The sequence below is a fragment of the [Clostridium] citroniae WAL-17108 genome, from assembly GCF_000233455.1.
GTDB lineage: Bacteria > Bacillota > Clostridia > Lachnospirales > Lachnospiraceae > Enterocloster > Enterocloster citroniae.
Map to the genome: position 1 here is coordinate 141,471 of NZ_JH376425.1, position 22,006 is coordinate 163,476.

The following is a 22,006-nucleotide window of genomic DNA, read 5'->3' on the forward strand; positions in this document are numbered from 1 at the left end:
ATGGAGGAAATAAGTATGAAAATGAGTGTTAAAAAGTTGGCGGTAAGCGCCATGCTGGTGGCTTTGGCAGTGTCACTGTCCAGTTTTGCGATCCCTATCGGAGCGTCCAAATGTTTTCCCATCCAGCACCTGGCAAATGTGGTTGCAGGCGTGTTCCTCGGCCCGGGGTACGGTGTGGCCATGGCATTCTGCACCTCGCTGATACGCAACCTTATGGGCACGGGAAGCCTTTTGGCATTTCCGGGAAGCATGATAGGAGCCCTGATCTGCGGCCTGGCGTACCGGTATTCCGGTAAACTGATGCTGGCCTATGCGGGAGAAGTTTTTGGCACCGGTATCGTGGGCGGTATCCTGTGCTACCCCGTGGCAACCATGGTCATGGGCAAAGAAGCAGCCATATTCGCCTATGTGATGCCGTTTCTGATGAGCACGCTGTGCGGCACTGTGATCGCGGCATTTTTAATCGGGGTGCTGTGCAAGTCCGGGGCATTTAAATATATGAAGCATTTGCTGGATACGGATATCCAGCCGTCTAAGGCAGTGGGAAAATAAATACCGGTGGAGATACGGACACCGGTGGAGAAACAGATAACGGTGAGGATACAGACACCAGTGAGGAAATGGATACAGCGTCATGATACATAGAGAATGGATAAAAGAGATCAGAAATACCGCCCCGCGGATCCACTGCATTACCAATTATGTGACAGCCGGGGATGTGGCTAATATGATACTGGCTGTGGGCGGTTCGCCGATCATGGCTCAGGGGATCAGGGAGGTGGAGGACGTAACCACCATCTGTCACGGGCTTGTGCTGAACATGGGGACCCTGGAGGAAGAACGGGTGGATGCCATGATCCTGGCCGGAAAAAGGGCGGTGTCACTGGGACATCCCATTATCCTGGATCCCGTGGGTGTTACCGCATCCGGGTTTCGCCGGGCATCTGCTTTAAGGATCTTAAGGCAGGTGCCTGTATGCGTCATCAGAGGAAATGCATCCGAGATCTGTGCACTGGACCAGGCGTTTGGGGGAATGGACCGCGGAAATGTATGCGGTGTGGATTCCTGTACAGATTCCGTCATGGACGGACAGGTCTCATCAGCCCTGTCCCTGGGACGCCGCACCGGCGCAGTGGTTGTAATGACCGGAAGCGTGGATGTTGTGGCCGGTCAGCACCAGGTGGTGACTGTAAGGAACGGACATCCCTGGATGGCGCGTATCACGGGGAGCGGGTGCATGCTGGACGGCGTCATGGGCGCGTTCTGTGCCGTGGCGGCCAGGTATGAGGACAAGGGCCCGGCTGAGGGCGGAGACCCGGCTGAGGATGGAGGCCCGGCTGAGGGAGGAACAATCGGCAGAAATGGCGGGGATGCGTATGTGCAGGCCGCCGTAGCCGCACTGTGCGCCCATGGGATCTGTGGGGAACTGGCAGCTGAAAAGGCCATGGAAAGCGGTGGCGGAACCGGTACCTTCAGGATGTATCTGATGGATTATATGAGCATTTTAACGGATGAAATGCTGGAAGGAGGCAAACGGATTGAGATTTCATAAAGACCAGCTTTTGATATATGCGGTGACGGACAGGGCATGGACAGGGGGCAGGAGCCTCTGCGGGCAGGTGGAGGAAGCGCTTAAGGGCGGTGCCACCATGGTCCAGTTTAGGGAGAAAAGTCTGGAAAAGAAGAACTTTGACCAGATACTGGGGGAAGCAAAGGCACTGAGGGAGTTGACGCAGAGGTATCACGTTCCCCTGATCATAGATGACAACATGGATCTGGCAGAGGCATGCAATGCGGACGGGCTCCATGTGGGGCAGGATGATATGGATGCCCAAGCAGCAAGAAGGATCCTGGGCCCTGACCGAATTCTGGGAGTCACGGCAAAGACCGTGGAGCAGGCACTGAGAGCCCAGGCACAGGGGGCTGATTATTTGGGAAGCGGTGCTGTTTTCGGCACCACCACCAAGGCGGACGCACGTCCCATGACCATGGAGACCCTGCGTGAGATCTGTGATAGTGTGGATATTCCGGTGGTTGCCATCGGAGGCATCAACCTGGGGAATATCGGACAGCTGTCAGGCAGCCATGTGGCAGGAGCAGCCATTGTTTCAGGGATCTTTGCGGCTGAGGATATCTGCGGGACAACCCAATGCCTGGTGGAGGAAATGAAAAAAAGTTTGAATTTATTTCCAAAAACAGTTGACAATTCAAAATGATGTGATTATAATAAGTTCAACATTCAACAAAACATAAAAAACTGTTGAGCAGGAGTAAGTAAGATCATAATTCCAGGCGCAGAGAGCTTCCGGCCGGTGTAAGGGAGCATTGGATTAGAATCTGAATGGACCTGCGAGGGCAGCTGGAAACCGGAAGCGTTTACGCTGATGGGAGTATGGGCTGACGGGTATCCCACCGTTAACAGGGAGGACGCATGATGGTGCGTTACAGAGCGGGCGTATTTTATTTTTGTTCAATAACACAGCATCAGGTTAATTTTAACTTGATGCTTTTTATTTTTCCTTTTCACAGGAATGGAACGGAAACAACGTCAACCAGGGTGGTACCGCAGAAGTATTAAAAGCTTTTGTCCCTGCCGATTGAATCGGCTGGGGATGGAGGCTTTTTTTGTGTACAGAACACGGCGTCCAGTTTATGCAGCCATATTAAAAACAGTAAACCCACATGATCATTTACCCGGAAAGGAGCCACACATGATAATCCCAACCTGCGAAGAAATTTTAAAACTTGCTCCCAAATACGACATTATTCCAATCTGCCGCGAAGTATACGCGGATGTGATAACCCCCATCACCCTGCTCCGCCGTATCGCCAGGCAGAGCAAACGGTTCTTTCTTCTGGAAAGCATTGAGGGAGGAGAAAAATGGGGGCGCTATTCCTTTCTGGGATATGATCCCGTTATGCGCGTGACCTGTAAAAGCGGATCCGTGACCATTGAGAGCAGCTTAAGGGAGATACCGTCCCGGACCCTGGCCTCGGATCAGCCCCTTCAGGTCATCAGGGAGATCCTCTCCCGGTTTAAGTCCCCCAGCCTGGAAGGCCAGCCTCCTTTTACCGGCGGGTTTGTGGGATATTTTGCATATGCCATGGTGGAATATGCAGAGCCGGTCCTCCATATTTCCAGGGGGAGCGCCAATGATCTCGACTTAATGCTGTTTGACAAGGTTATTGCCTACGACCACTTAAAGCAAAAGATAGAAATCGTTGTAAACATGAGAACGGGCAGAACAGCAGATCCCGATCCCCGCCCCGGGGAGCCCCAGTATCTGGAATATCTGATGAAGGAGTATGGAAGGGTCTGCGGGGAAATTGAAACCATAACATCCCTGATCAACCAGTCCAGTCCGTTGGAAAAGATGACATCCCCGGATAAACCGGTATTTACCTGCAATGTGTCCAAGGAAACGTTCTGCCGCACGGTGGAAAAGACAAAGGAGTATATTCTGGACGGAGACATTTTCCAGGCAGTCATATCCAGACAGTTCACAAGTCCCTATAAGGGCAGCCTGCTGGGGGCCTACCGGGTTCTGAGAACCACCAACCCGTCACCCTACATGGTCTACATGAACATTGATAATGATGAGATCATCAGCACCTCACCGGAGACGCTGATCCGGCTGAAGGACGGACGCCTCACCACCTTCCCGGTGGCAGGTTCCAGACCCAGGGGAGCCACACCGGAGGAGGACAGACAGCTGGAAAAAGAACTTCTGGAAGATGAAAAGGAACTGTCGGAGCACAACATGCTGGTGGATTTGGGACGCAATGACATTGGAAAGATCGCAGCCTTTGACTCCGTGGAGGTGACAGAGTACAAGATGATACACCGGTATTCAAAGATCATGCACATCTGCTCCCAGGTGGAAGGCGATATAAGGCCCGGGCTGGACGGATGCTCCGCCATCGAGGCCCTCCTGCCCGCAGGTACCCTGTCAGGGGCGCCAAAGATCCGGGCATGCCAGATCATTGAGGAGCTGGAGCAGGTGCCCAGGGGAATATACGGCGGGGCGCTGGGATATCTGGACTTTACCGGCAACCTGGACACATGTATTGCCATCCGCATGGCGGTAAAACAGGGAGGAAAGGTAACTGTGCAGGCCGGAGGCGGTATTGTTATGGACAGTGTGCCGGAAAATGAATACGAGGAGTCAGCCAACAAAGCCAGGGCAGTGATAAATGCCATTATAAATGCAGGGGAGGTAAATGACAGATGATCCTTCTGATTGACAATTACGACAGTTTTTCTTACAACCTGGTACAGATGATCGGCAGTATAAACCAGGATATACAGGTGGTCAGGAATGATAAGATCACCATCCGGGAGATAGAGGATCTGGATCCCAGCCATCTGGTGTTATCTCCCGGTCCCGGTTATCCGGGGGATGCGGGCATTATGGAAGATGCGATCAGGCAGCTGAAGGGCAGGGTACCCATCCTGGGAGTATGCCTGGGACATCAGGGCATATGCGAGGCATTTGGAGGAACCATCTCCCATGCAAAAAGGCTGATGCATGGAAAACAGAGCAGGATCGAGTTAGACAGCAGATCGCCTTTGTTTAAGGGGCTGCCTTCCAAAATCCAGGCAGCCAGATACCATTCCCTGGCAGCACAATCCGGGAGCTTACCGGAGGAACTGGAAGTGACGGCCAGGGATTGTGAAGCAGGTGAGATCATGGCAGTGCAGCACAGAAAATACCATGTCTACGGGCTTCAATTCCATCCTGAATCCATCCTGACACCTGATGGAAGTAAAATATTGGAAAATTTTCTTTCAATTGCCTGACCGCCGCGGCGGCTTTGAGGCATATTGGAACGTGATCATAAGGACAGACTACGCGACATTGACGCATGGGCATAGCCCGTATTTGAAAAGGAGAATGATTATGATTCAGCAGGCAATCCACCAGTTAGTTGAAAACAGAAACCTTGATTTTGAAACCACAAAAGCAGTTATGGATGAAATTATGAGCGGCCAGGCAACCCAGGCCCAGATATCCTCTTTCCTTACAGCGCTGAGAATGAAAGGAGAGACCATTGATGAGATAACAGCGTGCGCCACAGTTATGAGGGATAAGGCAGTGAAACTCAATCCGCCTTTTTCCGTAATGGATATTGTGGGAACAGGAGGGGATGAGGTGGGAACCTTTAACATTTCCACCACCAGCGCCTTTGTGGCAGCGGCAGGAGGCATCCATGTGGCAAAGCACGGGAACCGCAGTGTATCCAGCAAGAGCGGGGCAGCGGATGTGCTGGAGTGCCTGGGAGCAAAGCTGGCGCTGACAGCAAAACAGGCCGAGGCCGTCCTGGAGCAGACCGGAATGTGTTTCCTCTTTGCGCCATCCTACCACTCATCCATGAAGTATGCGGCGCCGGTGAGAAAGGAAATCGGGATCAGGAGCATTTTTAATATATTAGGTCCTTTGTCCAACCCGGCAGGGGCGTCCATGCAGCTTTTGGGCGTGTACAGCAAGGAACTGGTGCAGCCCCTGGCACAGGTCCTGGCTAACCTGGGAGTGAAGCGGGGCATGGTGGTGTGCGGAGGCGATGGACTGGATGAGGCCACCCTCACAGGTGTTACCCATGTGTGCGAGATCCGTTTTGGCGAGCTTTCCTCCTATGACATCACTCCCCAGGAACTGGGGCTTACAACCTGCAGGCTTGAGGAACTGATCGGAGGGACGCCGCAAGAAAATGCCCTGATCACCAGGGATATCCTTTCAGGCAGCTTAAAAGGGCCAAAGCGGGATGTGGTGGTGATCAATGCAGCCATCAGCCTATACCTGGGGATTGACGACTGTACCATAAAGGACTGTGTGAAGAAGGCGCAGGAGATCATTGATTCCGGTGCGGCCATTGGGAAGATGGAGGAGTTTATCCAGGCAACGGTCCGGGCTGATCTGGAAGGCAAAAAGGAGATGGCGTCATGATACTGGATACCATTGCAAAATCCACCAGGAAACGGGTGGATGAGAGGAAATACGCAAAACCCCTGAAACAAGTTATGAGAGAGGCGCTTTTGTGTGCGGAGAGGGACAGGGACGGAGGACATTTGTTTGAGAAGGCGCTGTCCGGTCCCGGGGTTTCTTTTATCTGTGAAGTAAAAAAGGCTTCTCCCTCCAAGGGCCTGATCACCCCGGAGTTTCCCTATGTGGATATAGCCAGGGAGTATGAGCAGGGGGGAGCGGACGCCATATCCGTACTCACGGAGCCGGAGTTCTTTCTGGGAAGCGACAGGTATCTGGAGGAAATACACCGGGCCGTATCCCTTCCCGTTCTGAGAAAGGACTTTACCCTGGACCAGTACCAGATCTATGAAGCAAAAACACTGGGAGCATCAGCGGTCCTTTTGATCTGTTCCCTGCTGGACCAGGCACAGCTGGCACAATATATGCGTATCTGCAGGGAACTGGGCCTGGGCGCCCTGGTGGAGGCCCACTCGGAACGGGAGGTATCCATGGCAATGGAGGCAGGCGCAACAGTCATAGGGATCAATAACAGGAATCTGAAGACATTTGAGGTGGATTTTTCCAATGCCCTGAGACTGAGAAAGCTGGTAGGGCAGGATACCATATTTGTGGCGGAGAGCGGTATCAGGACGGCAAAGGATATAAAGGCATTGGCGGAGGCCCAAGTCAACGCGGTCCTGATCGGTGAGACGCTGATGAGGGCGCCTGACAGGAAAATGGCCCTGGCCGGGCTGCGGGGAAATGAGGGAGCTATACCCATAAGGAGCTAAGAGATGGACACATGTAAAATAAAAATATGCGGCCTCAGCCGCTTCCGTGATATCCTGGCAGTAAATGAGGCGCTGCCTGACTACATCGGGTTTGTGTTTGCAAAGAGCAGCCGCCGTGTCACGCCGGACAGGGCAAGGCAGTTAAAGGGAGAGCTGGATCCGCGGATCCGGACCGTGGGGGTATTTGTCAATGCGCCCATGGAGGAGATCCTGTGCCTGACAGAGGACTGCGGGGGACAAAATGGGACGATCGGCATGATCCAGCTTCATGGGGATGAGGATGAGGCCTATATAAGAACCCTAAAGGAACATACCCATGTGCCGGTCATAAAGGCGGTCAGGGTGCAGGGCACGGACCAGATACAAAAGGCACAGGAACTGCCCTGTGACTACCTGCTTTTGGACACCTACACCAGGGACGCCTACGGAGGCATGGGCGTGGGATTTGACTGGAATATGATTCCCCGGCTGTCCAAACCGTTTTTTCTGGCAGGCGGGATATGCAGCGGGAATCTGGCCCGGGCAGCTGCGCTGAGGCCCTACTGCATTGATGTGAGCAGCGGTGTGGAGACAGATGGACGTAAGGACTGTAAAAAGATAAGGGAATTGGTAAATCTGCTGAGAGCCACCCATGAATATAAAGAGAGCAAAGGAGCCTGAGACAATGTCAAATGGAAGATTTGGAATACACGGCGGTCAGTTTATACCTGAGACGCTGATGAGCGCTGTGACCGAGCTGGAAGCAGCTTATGAACACTATAAAAATGATCCGCAGTTTGTGGCGGAGTTAAGATACCTGCTGGAGGAGTACACAGGCCGTCCCTCCCGTCTTTATTATGCCGAAAAGATGACGGCGGACCTGGGGGGAGCCAAGATCTACCTGAAGCGGGAGGATCTAAACCACACGGGATCCCACAAGATTAATAATGCCCTGGGTCAGGTGCTCCTGGCAAAGAAGATGGGAAAGACACGCGTGATCGCCGAGACAGGGGCGGGACAGCACGGAGTGGCTACCGCCACCGCAGCGGCCCTGCTGGGGCTGGAGTGCGAAGTGTTCATGGGCAAGGAGGACACGGACCGACAGGCATTAAATGTATACCGCATGGAGCTGCTGGGCGCAAAGGTACATCCTGTCACCAGCGGCACCATGACCCTGAAGGATGCGGTCAATGAAACCCTGAGGGAATGGACCAACCGGATCGCGGATACCCACTATGTGATCGGTTCCGTTATGGGACCCCATCCCTTCCCCATGATGGTCAGGGATTTCCAGAGCATCATTGGAAGAGAGATCAAGGAGCAGTTAAAAGAAAAGGAAGGAAAACTGCCCCATATGGTGATCGCCTGTGTGGGCGGGGGCAGCAATGCCATGGGAGCCTTTTATGAGTTTATACAGGATGAGAGCGTAAAACTGGTGGGCTGTGAGGCGGCCGGTCTGGGAGTGGACAATGAAAAAAATGCAGCAACCATTGCAAACGGCCGTCTGGGTATCTTCCACGGCATGAAATCCTACTTCTGCCAGGATGAGTACGGCCAGATCGCGCCGGTATACTCCATCTCCGCGGGCCTGGACTATCCGGGCATTGGTCCGGAACATGCCCAGCTTTACGACAGCAAACGAGCTGAGTACGTGCCTGTGACTGATGATGAGGCGGTGGATTCCTTTGAATACCTTTCACGCATGGAAGGCATCATCCCGGCTGTGGAGAGCGCCCATGCAGTGGCCTATGCCAGGAAGGTGGCGGGAACCATGGACAAAGACCAGATCATTGTGATCAATCTTTCCGGCAGGGGAGATAAGGACGTTGCGGCAATTGCAAGATACAGGGGGGTGGAACTCTATGAATAGGATACAGAAAGTATTTGAGAACAAGAAGGCATTTATACCGTTTATAACAGCGGGGGACCCGGATCTGAGTGTGACGGAGGAATTGGTGCCGGCCATGGCTGAGGCGGGAGCGGACCTGATTGAGATAGGCATCCCCTTTTCCGACCCCGTGGCAGAGGGGATCGTGATCCAGGAGGCGGATATGCGCGCCCTGGCATCGGGCACGACCACGGATAAGATATTTGACAGTGTGAGACGCATACGGTTAAAGACAGATGTGCCCCTGGCTTTTATGACATACATCAACCCCATATTTGCCTACGGTGTGGATAAGTTCATGAAACAGGCGGCTGATTGTGGAATCGATGCCCTGATCGTGCCGGATATGCCCTTTGAGGAGCGCCAGGAGCTTCTGCCCGCCTGCAGACAGTATGGACTTGTATTGATCTATCTGGTGGCTCCCACCTCCAGGGAGCGGGCCCAGGCCATTGCCAGGGAGTCGGAGGGGTTTGTGTACTGCGTCTCATCCCTGGGCGTGACCGGAGTGCGAAAGGAGATAACCACCAATATAAAAGAAATGGTGGAAACTGTAAAACAGGGAAAAAATGTGCCCTGCGCAATCGGTTTTGGCATCTCCACCCCGGAGCAGGCCACAAAGATGGCCGCCCAGTCGGATGGTGTCATTGTAGGCAGCGCTATTGTAAAGATAGTGGCTGAATACGGAACGTTATGTGTGAAACCGGTCTGCGATTACGTGCACGAGATGAAACAGGCAGTGGGAGCATAGGAAATCATCAAAAGAAAAAGATCCGTCTCCGGAGAGTAATTTCCGGTCACGGATCTTTTTTAATATAAAATGAACCGATCCTTCTCAAGGCGCCTCTTTATAGCAGGTGCACCGATCAACCGGTCCTTCTGGCCACAGAGCCGGCGGAAGGATATAATGGATTAAAAAAGACAGGAAGTGGAAGGGAGAGAGCCATATGGAGCAGTCAGCGGCAGAACTTGCGCGCCGGATGATGGAAGGCGACAGTCAGGCATTTGACCGGATCATGGAGTACTATTATCCAAAGGTGCTGCGCATGGCCTATCTCATATCCGGAAGTTATGCGGACAGCGAGGATATTGTGCAGGAGACCTTTGTGCTGTGCTGGACAAACCGAAGGAAGATCAAGGATCCGGAGAGCTTTGGCAGCTGGATCTACAGAACGCTGACCAGGGAAGCCTGGCGTTTTTGCAGAAAGCACAGGAAGGAACAGCCTGTGGAGGCGGTATATGGGGAGGAAGAACCCCAGTCTGGATCTGTTCTGGAAGAGGTGATGAAGCGTTCCCGTGATCAGGAGCTGTACAGGGCTGTCAGAAACCTTCCGGTCAAGCAGAGGACTGCGGTTGTGCTCTACTATTTTAACCGGATGTCCGCAAAGGAGATCGCCCAGATCATGGGCTGTCTGGAGGGAACCGTCAAGTCCAGGCTGTACACGGCCAGGGAAAATTTAAAGAAAGAATTGACAAAGGAGCAGAATACGGGAAGGGAGGTAACCCTATGAACGGACAACAGGATACTGATCAGACGGCTGGGCTGGAGGTGCAGATCCGCCGGACTCTTTTACGCCGGGCAGAGTCCTTAGAGGTCACTTCCGCGGATGAGGAGCGGATGAAACGCTCTGTCCATCAAAGAATAGAGGAGGAATCAGGAATGAGAAAATGGAGCGCAGAAAAATAGCAGTGGTGGCAGCCGCAGCCTGCGTGCTGGGAAGCATGACGGCAGTGGCTGCAGGAAAGATTACACATGTAAGCTCCCATAGCTACCATACCAATGATTTCACATATGAAAAGCTGGGGGAGACGGAGGAAAGGCTGGGATTTGCAACAAAAGCGCCGGAAGCTTTCAACAACGGATACCGATTCAGCGTTGGTGTTCCTGTGGAACAGTCCGGTATGGACGAGGAAGGGAACCCTGTGGAAATGGGGGAGGCCGTTTCCCTGACTTATAAAAAGAAGGGCCAGCCGGACCTGTTTGTGTCCGTGGAAAAGAGCGGTCCGTATGGGATATCAGGCCAGGCGGACCAGGTTTTTGACCATAACGGGATTGCCATTGAATTTAGTGAATATGAGTACCGTATGGTACCGCCTGATTACCAAGTCTCTGAGGCGGAACAGGCCATGGTGGATGCGGGAGAGCTGGTCATCGCCTATGGTTCCCGGAAAGTGGAAAATAAGGTCTACCAAAGCCTGTCATGGGAGGAGGGAGGCGTCCATTACAATATGGATGTTTTTGACAGTGACCTGACAGCTGATCAGATGGCCGGCATGGCGGTAGAAATCATAGAGGGTCATTCATAAATACACAGGCCGGGCCGTGTCCAGATCATATCTGGCCACTGTCCGGCCGTGTGATTTCCCTGATCTGCTCTGATCTGCACCTGATCTGCACCTGATCCGCACCTGATCCGCATATAATCCTCACATTATCTGCAGGCTTCCACAAAACTCTTAAAGATATTGGCGGCAGCCCTGTCCTTGGGCCACATATGTTCCGGATGCCACTGTACGCCCAAAAGGTAGGGATAATCCTGCATTTCCACAGCCTCTATGATACCGTCCGGCGCGTAAGCGCTGACCGTAAGACCGGGAGCCGGTGTCTGTACCGCCTGGTGGTGGAAACTGTTGACCGCAAGCTCCGTCTGCCCGGCCGCGATCCCGGCCAGAAGCGAATCCTTTAAAACAGTTACATGGTGGGATGGAACCGGGTAGGGAAACGGCTGTTTGTGGGCAATGGGAAAGCTGCGCTCTGTCTGGCTGGGGATATCCTGGTAAATGGTTCCTCCCAGGCCCACATTGATGATCTGTGCTCCCCGGCAGATCCCAAGAATCGGTTTTCCGGCCGCCATGGCCGCTTTCAGGAGCAGGAGTTCCATGGTGTCCCGGGCAACGGATGCATTGCCGCAGTGGGCCTGAGTCTCCTCTCCGAAAAGAAATGGATGGGGATCCGGGCCGCCGGAAAATAAAAATCCATCACACATATGGACCAGCTGTCCTAAGTCCTCCTGGGTGATCTCAAGGGGCAGTACCACAGGAATGGCCATGGCTGCCTGGACCGCCCTCAGATAGGTAGGGCGCAGGCTGATGTCATCATTCTCTGTGTTGTGGGAAGGGGTGATGCCAATGACTGGTTTCTTCATTTTTTCAATCCTCCAATAATGATATATGCGGCAAGGCGCCCTCAGTTTACAAAACCCTGTGTGTCCTTGTAAACGTAAGGGATCTTCCAGATAGCGAAAAAGAGCCCCTTCCATATGGAAGAGGCTCTTATGTACTGCAATTAGCCTTCGATTGCTCCTGTTGGGCAGGTAGCTGCACAAGTACCGCAGTCAATGCAGGTATCAGCATCGATTACGTACTTTCCATCTCCCTCAGAGATTGCGTTTACTGGACATTCGCCAGCACAGCTTCCGCAGCTTACACAAGAATCATTAATTACATATGCCATGATAAAGTACCTCCTTAAATTTGTCTACATTGTTATTTTATTTTATACTATAAAGGACAATTATTCAAGAGGAAATTGATTCCTCTCCGGGTTAATATTGTATTAATTTAGGAGCAATTAGCCCTTGCGTCACGCATTCCCCTGAGAATCACTTTTCTGGCCTCCGCTGCCTTTTCAGGAGCCATGGGGGGCACATCCTCAAGGGCATAGGGAATCCCCAGCTCATGATATTTAACCTTTCCCATATCGTGATAGGGCAGGACGTCCAGGGCTTTGATATTTTTAAGGGTGCCCAGGTATTGTCCCAAGCGGTACAGATAGGTTTCCTTGTCCGTTATGCCGGGAACTGCCACGTGGCGGATCCACACAGGTATTTTTTTCTGTTCCAGATACCTGGCAAAAGCCAGTATATTGTCCTGGGGCTGGGCGCAGAGCTTAATGTGCTCCTGGGGATCAATGTGTTTAATGTCCAGCATTACCAGGTCCGTTGATGACATCAGGCGGTCAAAACGCGCCAGGATGCCATCTGAGTCCGGATTAAAGGTAATGCCCGAGGTGTCCAGGCAGGTATGGATATTCCTGGCCTTGGCTGCCTCGAATAATTCAGTGACAAAGCGGATCTGGGTCAGGGGTTCACCGCCGCTGACCGTGATGCCGCCTTTCTTATAGAAGGAACGGGCCTGCTCAAACTGGTTCAGTATCTCATCCACAGTCATGGCAGTGCCGCCCTTGGGATCCCAGGTATCGGGATTGTGGCAGTAAAGGCATCTCATGGGGCAGCCGCTCAGGAAAATGACCATACGGATCCCGGGGCCGTCAACCGTCCCAAAACTTTCAATGGAATGAACACGTCCAATCATATACAGCTCTCCTCTCCGACTAGTTCCGCAATCACCTAACTTACTTTACCACAATCCCTGAAAATATGATAGTATCCGCCGGATTAAATCGCTCCGTGGAATGTCCTGGAAATGACCTCGTCCTGCTGTTCCTTTGTCAGCTTGTTAAAGTTAACGGCATAGCCGGATACCCTTACAGTGAGCTGGGGATATTTTTCAGGATGAGCCTGGGCGTCTAACAGGGTTTCTTTGCTGAATACATTTACATTGAGATGGTGTCCGCCTTCCTGGGCATAGCCATCCAACAGTGCTACCAGGTTATCAATCTGAGCTTCGCTTGCTTTTACCATAGTATTTGTCCTCTCTTTCTTATGAAACAGTTCATCGATCATGATTCCTCAATATCTGATTCGGAATCCAGTCCTTCAAACAGGTTTCCGCCCATGTCACAGCTGGGGCAGCTGGACAGTTCCACTTCCAGGTCTCCCATAAAAATCTGGTCATCCTTACCCAGGGCGCCGGGGATGATGGAGAAGGTATTGGAGATACCATCCTGGGCATCCCTGAAAGGAAGCTTTGCCACAGAGGCCAGGGAAGCGATGGCTCCGTGGCTGTCCCTGTGGTGCATGGGGTTGGCTCCGGGAGCAAAGGGCTGTCCGCCTTTACGGCCGTCCGGTGTGGAACCTGTATTCTTGCCGTACACCACATTGGAGGTGATGGTAAGAATGGAGGTGGTGGGGATTCCGCCGCGGTAGGTGTGGTTGCCTTTGATATAACTCATGAAAATGTGTACCAGGTCAGCTGCCAGCTGGTCCACACGGTCATCATTGTTGCCGTATTTGGGGAAGTCTCCCTCTACAATATAGTCAGTGACAATGCCCTTTTCATTGCGGACCGTCTTAACCTTTGCATATTTGATCGCGGAAAGGGAGTCTGCCACAACGGAGAGACCGGCGATACCGGTTGCAAACCATCTGACCACCTTCTTGTCATGAAGGGCCATCTGCAGTCTTTCATAGCTGTACTTGTCATGGTTGTAATGGATGATGTTCAGGGCATTGACATATACCTTGGCAAGCCATTTCATCATGTCCTTATATTTGTCCATAACCTCATCAAAATCCAGGTACTCAGAGGTGATGGGACGGTATTTGGGGCCTACCTGCTTGCCGGTGATCTCATCCACACCGCCGTTGATGGCGTACAGCAGGCACTTGGCCAGGTTGGCTCTTGCGCCGAAGAACTGCATTTCCTTGCCCACCCTCATGCTGGATACGCAGCAGGCAATGGCATAGTCGTCACCATGGGTGGTCCTCATCAGGTCATCGTTCTCATACTGGATGGAGGAGGACTCGATGGAGGTCTTTGCACAGAACCGTTTAAAGTTCTCCGGCAGCCTGGTGGACCAGAGTACGGTCAGGTTGGGCTCAGGGGCGGTGCCCAGGTTATGCAGGGTGTGAAGGTAACGGTAGGACATCTTGGTCACCATGTGGCGTCCGTCAATACCAATGCCTCCAATGGATTCCGTTACCCATGTGGGGTCGCCGGAGAACAGGTCATTGTACTCAGGGGTTCTTGCGAATTTAACAAGACGCAGTTTCATGATAAAATGATCCACGAATTCCTGAACCTGTGCTTCCGTATATCTGCCTTCTCTTAAGTCACGCTCAGCGTAAATGTCCAGGAAGGTGGAGGTGCGTCCAAGGGACATGGCAGCTCCGTTCTGCTCCTTCACAGCCGCCAAGTATCCGAAGTATGTCCACTGGATGGCTTCCTTTACATCAGCGGCAGGCCTGGAAATATCAAAACCGTAAATAGTACCCAGGGTCTTTAGATCCTCCAGTGCGCGGATCTGCTCGGAAAGCTCCTCACGCTCCCTGATCACATCAGAGTACATAATGGTACGTGTTGAATCCTTTTCTTCTTTCTTTTCCTGGATCAGGGCATCCACTCCGTAAAGAGCGATCCTGCGGTAGTCGCCAATTATCCTGCCGCGTCCGTAGGCGTCCGGAAGTCCTGTTATGATATGGCTGGAACGGCAGGCCCGCATTTCATCGGTATAGGCGTCAAACACACCTGCATTGTGGGTCTTTCTATGCTTTGTGAAAAAATCTACAACTTCAGGATCCACCTCAAAGCCGTTATCCTGGCATGCCTTCATGGCCATGCGGATACCGCCGTAGGGCTGGAGGGAACGCTTAAAAGGCTTGTCGGTCTGAAAACCAACAATGGTTTCTTTATCCTTATTTAGATAGCCGGGACCGTGGGAAGTGATGGTGGATATAACTTTTGTATCCATATCCAGGACACCGCCCGCTTCCAGCTCCTTCTTGGAAAGCTCCATTACCTGATCCCAAAGTTCCGTGGTATTCTCCGTGGGGCCTTCCAGGAATTGGTCATTGCCGTCATAAGGGGTATAATTCTTCTGGATGAAGTCGCGGACATTGATCTCCCGCTGCCATACACCGCCTTTAAATGTGTTCCATTCTGTTCTCATAGACTTTTCCTCCTGTGAAATGCGTAAACTGATAGTATCCAATATGAAATAGTATGAGCCACTTGACCGACAGCCATACCGGACAGAAAAATTTGCCGGTTCCTCTGAACAATCATAGTTTACTAAAAATCATTGCTTTCTGCTGTTGCTTTTGCAACACTTATTATATTATGCACATTGTATACACGTCAATAGTTTTTACTGATAATATTTTTTAACAATCCTTGATAAATCTGGTTAATATGAAAAAAATGTAAGTCTTGTCAAAAAAGGAAATTCGTATTATGATGATAGAAGCGCAGTAATCCGTTATTGTGGGAATACTAATAGCAGAAATAAAAGGAGGTACACTACCATGACGATTGATAAGAGCATGCTGATCGGCCAGTTGATCCAGGTCGATGAGATCATCCCCAACATCCTTATGCGTGCAGGAATGCACTGCTTAGGCTGTCCTGCTTCCCAGGCTGAGTCCCTGGAAGAGGCATGCATGGTTCACGGCATTGACTGTGACACACTGGTTTCTCAGATCAATGAAGTTCTGGCAGCCAAAGGCTGATTGGCATTTTCATAAGTTGAGACAGGAAGGACGTTTGCTGCACCCATTGGTGTGTGACAGGCGTCTTTTTTTCATATCATAGGGGATTCCTCTGAGATTCCCCATAAAATGAAAAAACGCTCAGCGGTGATTGCCCTGTGCCCTCAGTGTACAAGGGCTGACCAAAGGTTAAATATATTTCAGGCCGTAGTGGATTTCCTGTACTTTTTGTGATATACCTGATACAGTGTACTCTCGGAATCTCCTGGTGGTCAGATTTGCGAAAATCAGACGCAAAAATGGGGGCCGGGGAGATTCCGGGAGAACCTGCAGAAAGGGGAGGTAAGGCAATGTATACATGCGCATATTGTACGGTTCTGGCCTGCGGTCAGGAACATCCGGAAACCATGCCTGCAAATTGTCCCATGAGGGACCGGAACATGGTGGAGGCCGCGTTTAAGCGGTATGAGGAGGATGAAGTAAAGGATTTTTATATCTGTTCCTCAGAGATTGAAAGCCTGGGATACGGACAGTGGGTCCGGGTAAAGGAAACCATGGAATTCTGCAGGAAAATGGGTTATCACAGGATTGGGCTGGCGTTCTGTAAGGGATTGAGAAAAGAGGCCCGCATACTGGCGGACATACTGAAGAAGAATGGGTTTGATACAGTGTCCGTCATATGTAAGACCGGGGGAATTGACAAGACCAGAGCCGGGATTCCTGATGAAAGGAAGATACATCCCGGAGGGTTTGAGCCGATGTGCAACCCCATCCTTCAGGCAGAACTGCTTAACGGGCAAAAGACAGAGTTTAATATTGCCCTTGGCCTGTGTGTGGGACATGATTCCCTATTCTATAAGAACTCCCAGGCTATGGTGACGACCCTGGTTGTAAAGGACAGGGTCCTGGCCCATAATCCGGCGGGAGCGCTGTACTGCGCTGAGGGATATTATTCCGAAAAACTTCAATAAAATAATGGTCAATAAAATAATGACAATATGAATGGTGAATGCGTATTGACAAAGTCTGTGCCCAAGAGTAATATATTAGTATATTAAGCGTTGCTGATTTAGCATACGGATAAGGAGGACAAAGACTATGGATATGACATTGCGTTGGTTTGGGGAGGGTGTGGACTCTGTTACACTGGAGCAGATCCGCCAGATTCCCGGTGTAAAGGGTGTGATCACAACCCTGTATGACATCCCGGCAGGGGAAGCATGGCCCATGGAGCGGATTCTTAAGATGAAGGAGCAGGTGGAATCCAAGGGCCTGAAGGTGATGGGAATTGAGAGCGTGAATATCCACGATGCCATAAAGGTGGGCATACCGGAGAGGGAGCAGTACATCGCCAACTATATCACTACCCTGGAGCGCCTGGGCCAGGCGGATATCCATATTGTGTGCTACAATTTTATGCCTGTATTTGACTGGACCCGCTCAGACCTGGCCAAGGTCCGCCCGGACGGCTCCACGGTGCTGGCATATGACCAGAGTGAGATCGACAAGATCAACCCTGAGAACATGTTTGAATCCATGGGAGAGAAGTCCAATGGTTTTGAGCTTCCCGGATGGGAGCCTGAGCGTATGGCCAGGATCAAGGAACTGTTTGATATGTATAAGGACGTGGATGCCGACAGGCTGTTTGACAACCTGGTTTACTTCTTAAAGGCCATCCAGCCTGTGTGTGAGAAATATGACATTAAGATGGCCATTCATCCGGATGATCCGGCATGGCCTGTATTCGGCCTGGCCAGGATCATCACAGGCAAGGAGCAGCTGTTGAAGCTGATGAAGGCAGTGGATGCCCCCTTTAACGGCGTCACTTTGTGCACCGGTTCCCTGGGCAGCAATCCGGAGAACGATATCCCTGATATCATCCGTTCCCTTAAGGGCAGGATTCCATTTGCACATGTGCGCAATCTGCAGTATAATGCACCTGGGGATTTCCAGGAGGCTGCACACCTGTCATCAGACGGCAGTATGGACATGTACGAGATCATGAAGGCGCTTCACGATATTGCGTTTGACGGTATCGTGCGTCCGGACCATGGAAGGGCTATCTGGGGCGAAGTATCCATGCCCGGATACGGCCTTTATGACAGAGCGCTGGGCGCCTGCTACCTGAACGGACTTTGGGAGGCAATAGACAAGCAGAGCCGGTAATCCTTATAACAGACAGGAGGCCGTGTTCATGAAGATTGAGGAAAAGAGATCAGGGGAGACTGCCAGGGAATATGCGTACCGTACCATACGGGACAACATCATTTCCCTGGACCTGGAACCCGGGTCCCCATTTAATGATATGGAGATGTCGCAGCATATTGGCATCAGCCGCACCCCGGTGAGGGAGGCTGTCATCCAGCTCAGCGAGGAATCCCGCATCATAGAGATATTTCCCCAAAGGGGGATGCGGATCGCCCTTATAGATGTGGAACTGGTGGAGGAAGCGCGCTTTCTGCGCCTTGTGCTGGAGAAAGCAGCAGCGGAGCTGGTATGTGATATGGCCGGTGAAGAGGACCTGGCATGGCTGGAGGAGAATATCATGCTTCAGGAGTTCTACATGGAGAGGGGTTCCAGTGGAAAACTTCTGGATCTGGACAATGAAATGCACAGAAAGCTTTTTACCATCTGTAAGAAAGAACTCACATACAATATGTGCCAGCGCCTGGCCGTCCACTATGACAGGATACGCAGCCTTTCCGTGGCAATGGTTAAGGATTATAAGATCATTGAGGACCATAAGAAGCTTTTACAGGCCCTGAAGGCCAGAGATAAACATTTGGCAGTGGATACAATGGATAAACACTTAAACCGCTGGATGATGAACGAGCAGATGTTCAGGGCACAGTATCCCCAGTATTTTAAATGATCAAAACAAGTAAGGGTACCCTTGTATGATAAGGGTAAATATAAGACAACCCCCTGAAGTCCGGATATGGGCTTTAGGGGGTTTTGTATTTAGATTTTTGCCAGGTTCTGCAATGCCTGGTCCTGGATCATCACCTCATAGTGTTCCTTAAAGTAAGCCTCACTGGCGCCTTCGCTGGGAAGCTTTGCGGCGTATTCCGCCAGAATATTGCAGACTCTGGAAAAGTCCAGATCCGTGCAGTCCTGACGCTTGATGATCAGATAATACTGCCGCGTGCCGGGCTTTTTGTAGAGGCTGTTAACACCGGTATAGATACCTTCCACTGCCCTGGATGCCTCGCTGATGCGGTCCAGGCTGTCAAAACGGAAAATGCGGCGGCTGCTGACAGCGCCAGTACCCTTTTTGGCAGTTTTGCCGCCCTGTGAGGCGGAATCCGCTTTGCTCTGCGCTTCCTCAACCGTATCCGGCTCCAAATAGTCCAGGGAATCCTCTGCGCCCTCCAGAAATTCATTGGCCAGCTGTGACAACAGAGAATCCTGGTTCTCCTCCGTAAATGGGGAAAACTTGGCAAAGCGGGTGTCCAGCTCTTCCGGGTCTTCAATTTTCGTGATGACCAGCATAATGCTTTCGCTGGATAAGGGAATGGCTTCCACCATCAGTGGAATGTCCTCTGCCTCAAAGCCCACTTCATTGGATGCCTTCTGGATCATCTCACGGAACAGCTTCCTGGCTTTCTCCGTGCCATAGGCCAGTTCCACAAGATTAATGTTGCGCACGCTTAAGTCAAAGCTGGTTAATGTACATCGGATCTGGTTGTCATTAATTCGTTCTATCTTCATAGGATCACTTCCTGTTCTATATCAACTGTGGTTTGTCTATCTGCAATTAGGGCAGAAGATAGACTTCTACACTTTAAATATACTACATTACATAGGAAAATATCAATTACTCATTGAAAAATTTAAGAAAAATTTTTGGAAATGAAGATAGAAGATATAACGACCATAGACGAGTGACAGAAAATAGTATAAAATTTATGTAAGAGATGGACTTGTGACAAAGGAGGGAAGCACAGAGGAGAAGATTTTATTTGGTAAATACCGCCTGCTGCACAAGCTGGGGACAGGGCGGACCGGAACGGTCTGGCTGGCGCTCCATCTGGGTCTGGAGGAGTACAGGGCGATCAAGTGCGTGCCCAGGACGTGTGCGGACTATGAGACATTCCGCAGGGAGGCGCTGATCCTAAAGGAACTGCAGCATCCGGGAATTCCCATGATTTATGACCTGGAAGAAGATCCTGAATATTTTTATTTAATCGAGGAGTATTTACAGGGATACTCTCTTTACACCCTGATCAAGTGTCAGGGCACTCTTAAGCAGGCAGATGCGGTCCGTTACGGAATGCAGATCTGCGGGCTTGTGGAATACATGCACTCTGCGTGTAAACAACCCATACTATATTTAGATTTACAACCACATAATTTGATTATCTGTAACGGCACGGTAAAACTAATCGATTTTGACCATGCTGCAAGCTGCCTGGATGCAAACCAGGAGGAGCAGCGTTACGGTACGGTGGGATGCGCTGCTCCCGAACAATATACATCTGACGGGATATTAGATCAAAGGACTGATGTCTATGCCATTGGTGCAGTCCTCCGTTTTATGCTGACCGGAACCCTGAAGCAGGGAGTATTTGCACCCCAAATAGTTACAGAACCGTTACAAAGTATAATTGAAAAATGTATGGAGCCTAATATGGACAGGCGGTATGAAAGCGCTAAGGAACTGAATTCAGTCCTGCGCCGCCTGTGTATCAGGGAATTGACCGTTAACAACGATCACAGGGCAGGTCCATCTCTTATTATAAACCTGGCGGGCGTGAGACCCGGAGCGGGTATCACCCATCTGTCATTGGGGCTGCTGCATTTTCTGACAATACAGGGCTATGAAGTACTGTACGAAGAGCATAACCGGTCCCAGGCAGTGCGGACATTGGCCCGGCAGGTGAATGCACGGCCGGACAGGCGGGGGATTTATTCAGTGAACGGCTGTTTTATGAAGCCATGGTACGGTCCGGCGGTCCGTTTGGAGGAGCCCCTTGATTTTTCTGTAGTGCTGAGGGACTATGGGACAGATTGGAAGCTCCTTTTGGAGGAATCCGCCCGGGATCATGTCCTTGTCACGGCGGTCACAGACAGTGCCTGGGAAGCATGTTATATACAAAGGGCTGTCTCGGCACTGATGGACCAGCAGGACCTTTATAAGGGCAAAAAGGCGGTTTTTATATTCCGCCATGCAGGACAGGGGTATTCGGGGAGAAGGTTTCACATCCGGGATTGGAACGGTCTGCTCAAACAGTCTTTGTTATACAGATCACCGGAATATAGGGATCCTTTCAGCCGGGACAGGAGTACCCAGCTGTTTTTCAGATCCTTATGGGACGGCATATCCGGCGAAGCCGGAACGGAGCGGAGCAAAAGGGGCTGGTTAAAGGGATGGGACACTGCAAAAGGGGCCGTTTTAAGGGCGGCCGGAACCCTGAGGCCAGATGCAGGATCATCGGGATCATCGGAGCGGGAAGGGGAACGGGGGTAACCCACCTCAGTGTGCTGGCAGCTAATTATCTGTCCAGCTCCCTGCAGCGCAGGACTGCAGTCATTGAGTGGAACGATCATGGAAGCTTTTTCCAGATAAAAGCCACGTTCAGGGACAGCTTGGAAAAAAGGGCGGGTTCTGCGGATTACGGATACAAAATTTTCGGGGTTGCATATTATATGCAGGGAGACCCGCGTGTACTGGCCCGCTGTATGGACGGTTCCTATGATGACATTGTCATTGACTTTGGTGAAATGAGGGCCTCCATCAGGGCGGAATGGCTCAGATGCACGGTAAAGATCATAACAGCATCCCTGAGTGAGTGGAAGCTGAAGGCATTTATGGAACTTTTGACAGAGGAAGATGAACGCAGAACGGGATGGATATATACGGCTGCGTTTGGCAGTGAGGACATCAGAAGAGAAATTGAAAGGCAGTTTCATATTCTTTTGAAGAGAGTACCTCTTTCAGTGGATGCATTTTCAGTGGACTACAGGGTGATGGAGTGGTTTGGGGGAATTTTGTGAATGAGAAAGCAGAGGCGGCGTTTTGCCAAAAACGGAGATATGTCACGGATACTTCCTTGAGGG

General features: G+C 51.3%; 25 protein-coding genes. 19 read left to right on the forward strand and 6 right to left on the reverse strand.

Translation table 11 applies throughout. From position 1 onward, the window contains the following. Positions 1 to 15 precede the first annotated feature (15 nt). The 13 genes from thiW to HMPREF9469_RS19555 all read left to right on the forward strand — a co-directional run bounded on the left by thiW (position 16) and on the right by HMPREF9469_RS19555 (position 10,925). The gene (gene thiW / locus HMPREF9469_RS19500; RefSeq protein WP_007865630.1) at positions 16 to 552 is read left to right on the forward strand and encodes an energy coupling factor transporter S component ThiW; all 537 of its coding nucleotides are present in this window, start codon (positions 16 to 18) and stop codon (positions 550 to 552) included. Positions 553 to 634: 82 nt separating this feature from the next. Further along, complete coding sequence (gene thiM / locus HMPREF9469_RS19505; RefSeq protein WP_007865632.1) at positions 635 to 1,552, forward strand: hydroxyethylthiazole kinase; 918 nt, start codon at positions 635 to 637, stop codon at positions 1,550 to 1,552. Beyond that, positions 1,539 to 2,216 (forward strand): thiamine phosphate synthase, encoded by a 678-nt coding sequence (thiE, locus tag HMPREF9469_RS19510; protein WP_007865633.1) that lies wholly within the window; start codon positions 1,539 to 1,541, stop codon positions 2,214 to 2,216. Before thiM ends, thiE begins: the two co-directional genes overlap by 14 nt. Before the next feature lie 495 nt (positions 2,217 to 2,711). Next, on the forward strand, positions 2,712 to 4,232 hold the full coding sequence (locus HMPREF9469_RS19515; protein ID WP_007865634.1) for an anthranilate synthase component I: 1,521 nt from the start codon (positions 2,712 to 2,714) through the stop codon (positions 4,230 to 4,232). Then, positions 4,229 to 4,801 (forward strand): anthranilate synthase component II, encoded by a 573-nt coding sequence (locus HMPREF9469_RS19520; protein WP_007865635.1) that lies wholly within the window; start codon positions 4,229 to 4,231, stop codon positions 4,799 to 4,801. The genes HMPREF9469_RS19515 and HMPREF9469_RS19520 overlap by 4 nt, the downstream gene beginning before the upstream one ends. Positions 4,802 to 4,901: 100 nt before the next feature. Next, entirely contained in the window at positions 4,902 to 5,945 is a 1,044-nt protein-coding gene (gene trpD / locus HMPREF9469_RS19525; RefSeq protein WP_007865636.1) for an anthranilate phosphoribosyltransferase, read from the forward strand. Then, positions 5,942 to 6,754 (forward strand): indole-3-glycerol phosphate synthase TrpC, encoded by an 813-nt coding sequence (trpC, locus tag HMPREF9469_RS19530; RefSeq protein WP_007865638.1) that lies wholly within the window; start codon positions 5,942 to 5,944, stop codon positions 6,752 to 6,754. The genes trpD and trpC overlap by 4 nt, the downstream gene beginning before the upstream one ends. A 3-nt stretch (positions 6,755 to 6,757) precedes the next feature. Next, positions 6,758 to 7,414, forward strand: a complete 657-nt coding sequence (locus HMPREF9469_RS19535; protein WP_007865639.1) for a phosphoribosylanthranilate isomerase — start codon at positions 6,758 to 6,760, stop codon at positions 7,412 to 7,414. Between the two features lie 4 nt (positions 7,415 to 7,418). Continuing rightward, positions 7,419 to 8,603 carry a tryptophan synthase subunit beta gene (gene trpB, locus HMPREF9469_RS19540; protein WP_007865641.1) on the forward strand — a complete coding sequence of 395 codons (1,185 nt, stop codon included), beginning with the start codon at positions 7,419 to 7,421 and terminating at the stop codon, positions 8,601 to 8,603. Beyond that, the gene (trpA, locus tag HMPREF9469_RS19545; RefSeq protein ID WP_007865646.1) at positions 8,596 to 9,369 is read left to right on the forward strand and encodes a tryptophan synthase subunit alpha; all 774 of its coding nucleotides are present in this window, start codon (positions 8,596 to 8,598) and stop codon (positions 9,367 to 9,369) included. Before trpB ends, trpA begins: the two co-directional genes overlap by 8 nt. Before the next feature lie 196 nt (positions 9,370 to 9,565). Next, positions 9,566 to 10,129: an RNA polymerase sigma factor gene (locus HMPREF9469_RS19550; RefSeq protein WP_007865647.1), complete on the forward strand. Its 564-nt coding sequence runs from the start codon at positions 9,566 to 9,568 to the stop codon at positions 10,127 to 10,129. After that, the gene (locus tag HMPREF9469_RS33015) at positions 10,126 to 10,305 is read left to right on the forward strand and encodes a hypothetical protein (protein WP_007865648.1); all 180 of its coding nucleotides are present in this window, start codon (positions 10,126 to 10,128) and stop codon (positions 10,303 to 10,305) included. The genes HMPREF9469_RS19550 and HMPREF9469_RS33015 overlap by 4 nt, the downstream gene beginning before the upstream one ends. Continuing rightward, on the forward strand, positions 10,287 to 10,925 hold the full coding sequence (locus tag HMPREF9469_RS19555) for a hypothetical protein (RefSeq protein WP_007865650.1): 639 nt from the start codon (positions 10,287 to 10,289) through the stop codon (positions 10,923 to 10,925). The genes HMPREF9469_RS33015 and HMPREF9469_RS19555 overlap by 19 nt, the downstream gene beginning before the upstream one ends. 125 nt (positions 10,926 to 11,050) lie before the next feature. On the opposite strand, the gene HMPREF9469_RS19560 is transcribed toward HMPREF9469_RS19555, so the two are convergent. The 5 genes from HMPREF9469_RS19560 to pflB form a co-directional block, all read right to left on the reverse strand. Continuing rightward, positions 11,051 to 11,764, reverse strand: coding sequence for a gamma-glutamyl-gamma-aminobutyrate hydrolase family protein (locus HMPREF9469_RS19560; protein WP_007865652.1), 714 nt, complete (start codon positions 11,762 to 11,764; stop codon positions 11,051 to 11,053). 140 nt (positions 11,765 to 11,904) lie between these two features. After that, positions 11,905 to 12,072, reverse strand: a complete 168-nt coding sequence (locus tag HMPREF9469_RS19565; protein ID WP_007865655.1) for a DUF362 domain-containing protein — start codon at positions 12,070 to 12,072, stop codon at positions 11,905 to 11,907. A gap of 107 nt (positions 12,073 to 12,179) precedes the next feature. After that, on the reverse strand, positions 12,180 to 12,932 hold the full coding sequence (gene pflA, locus HMPREF9469_RS19570; RefSeq protein WP_007865658.1) for a pyruvate formate-lyase-activating protein: 753 nt from the start codon (positions 12,930 to 12,932) through the stop codon (positions 12,180 to 12,182). 83 nt (positions 12,933 to 13,015) lie between these two features. Further along, entirely contained in the window at positions 13,016 to 13,261 is a 246-nt protein-coding gene (gene grcA3, locus HMPREF9469_RS19575; RefSeq protein ID WP_040416938.1) for an autonomous glycyl radical cofactor GrcA3, read from the reverse strand. A 38-nt stretch (positions 13,262 to 13,299) separates the two neighbouring features. Continuing rightward, the gene (gene pflB, locus HMPREF9469_RS19580) at positions 13,300 to 15,408 is read right to left on the reverse strand and encodes a formate C-acetyltransferase (protein WP_007865661.1); all 2,109 of its coding nucleotides are present in this window, start codon (positions 15,406 to 15,408) and stop codon (positions 13,300 to 13,302) included. Positions 15,409 to 15,763: 355 nt separating this feature from the next. Between pflB and HMPREF9469_RS19585 the strand changes: the two genes are divergently transcribed. The 4 genes from HMPREF9469_RS19585 to HMPREF9469_RS19600 all read left to right on the forward strand — a co-directional run bounded on the left by HMPREF9469_RS19585 (position 15,764) and on the right by HMPREF9469_RS19600 (position 18,818). Beyond that, entirely contained in the window at positions 15,764 to 15,967 is a 204-nt protein-coding gene (locus HMPREF9469_RS19585) for a DUF1858 domain-containing protein (RefSeq protein ID WP_007865662.1), read from the forward strand. A gap of 329 nt (positions 15,968 to 16,296) precedes the next feature. Further along, positions 16,297 to 16,917: a DUF1847 domain-containing protein gene (locus HMPREF9469_RS19590; protein ID WP_007865663.1), complete on the forward strand. Its 621-nt coding sequence runs from the start codon at positions 16,297 to 16,299 to the stop codon at positions 16,915 to 16,917. A gap of 127 nt (positions 16,918 to 17,044) precedes the next feature. Further along, positions 17,045 to 18,112, forward strand: coding sequence for a mannonate dehydratase (uxuA, locus tag HMPREF9469_RS19595; protein ID WP_007865665.1), 1,068 nt, complete (start codon positions 17,045 to 17,047; stop codon positions 18,110 to 18,112). 28 nt (positions 18,113 to 18,140) lie between these two features. Next, positions 18,141 to 18,818, forward strand: coding sequence for a GntR family transcriptional regulator (locus HMPREF9469_RS19600; RefSeq protein ID WP_007865672.1), 678 nt, complete (start codon positions 18,141 to 18,143; stop codon positions 18,816 to 18,818). 89 nt (positions 18,819 to 18,907) lie between these two features. Here HMPREF9469_RS19600 and HMPREF9469_RS19605 read toward each other — a convergent pair whose 3' ends face one another. Further along, the gene (locus tag HMPREF9469_RS19605; RefSeq protein ID WP_007865675.1) at positions 18,908 to 19,657 is read right to left on the reverse strand and encodes an adaptor protein MecA; all 750 of its coding nucleotides are present in this window, start codon (positions 19,655 to 19,657) and stop codon (positions 18,908 to 18,910) included. Between the two features lie 214 nt (positions 19,658 to 19,871). On the opposite strand from HMPREF9469_RS19605, the gene HMPREF9469_RS19610 reads away from it, so the two are divergent. Next, positions 19,872 to 21,416 carry a serine/threonine protein kinase gene (locus tag HMPREF9469_RS19610; RefSeq protein WP_007865678.1) on the forward strand — a complete coding sequence of 515 codons (1,545 nt, stop codon included), beginning with the start codon at positions 19,872 to 19,874 and terminating at the stop codon, positions 21,414 to 21,416. Next, on the forward strand, positions 21,317 to 21,943 hold the full coding sequence (locus HMPREF9469_RS19615) for a hypothetical protein (RefSeq protein WP_227161430.1): 627 nt from the start codon (positions 21,317 to 21,319) through the stop codon (positions 21,941 to 21,943). The genes HMPREF9469_RS19610 and HMPREF9469_RS19615 overlap by 100 nt, the downstream gene beginning before the upstream one ends. Positions 21,944 to 22,006 lie beyond the last annotated feature (63 nt).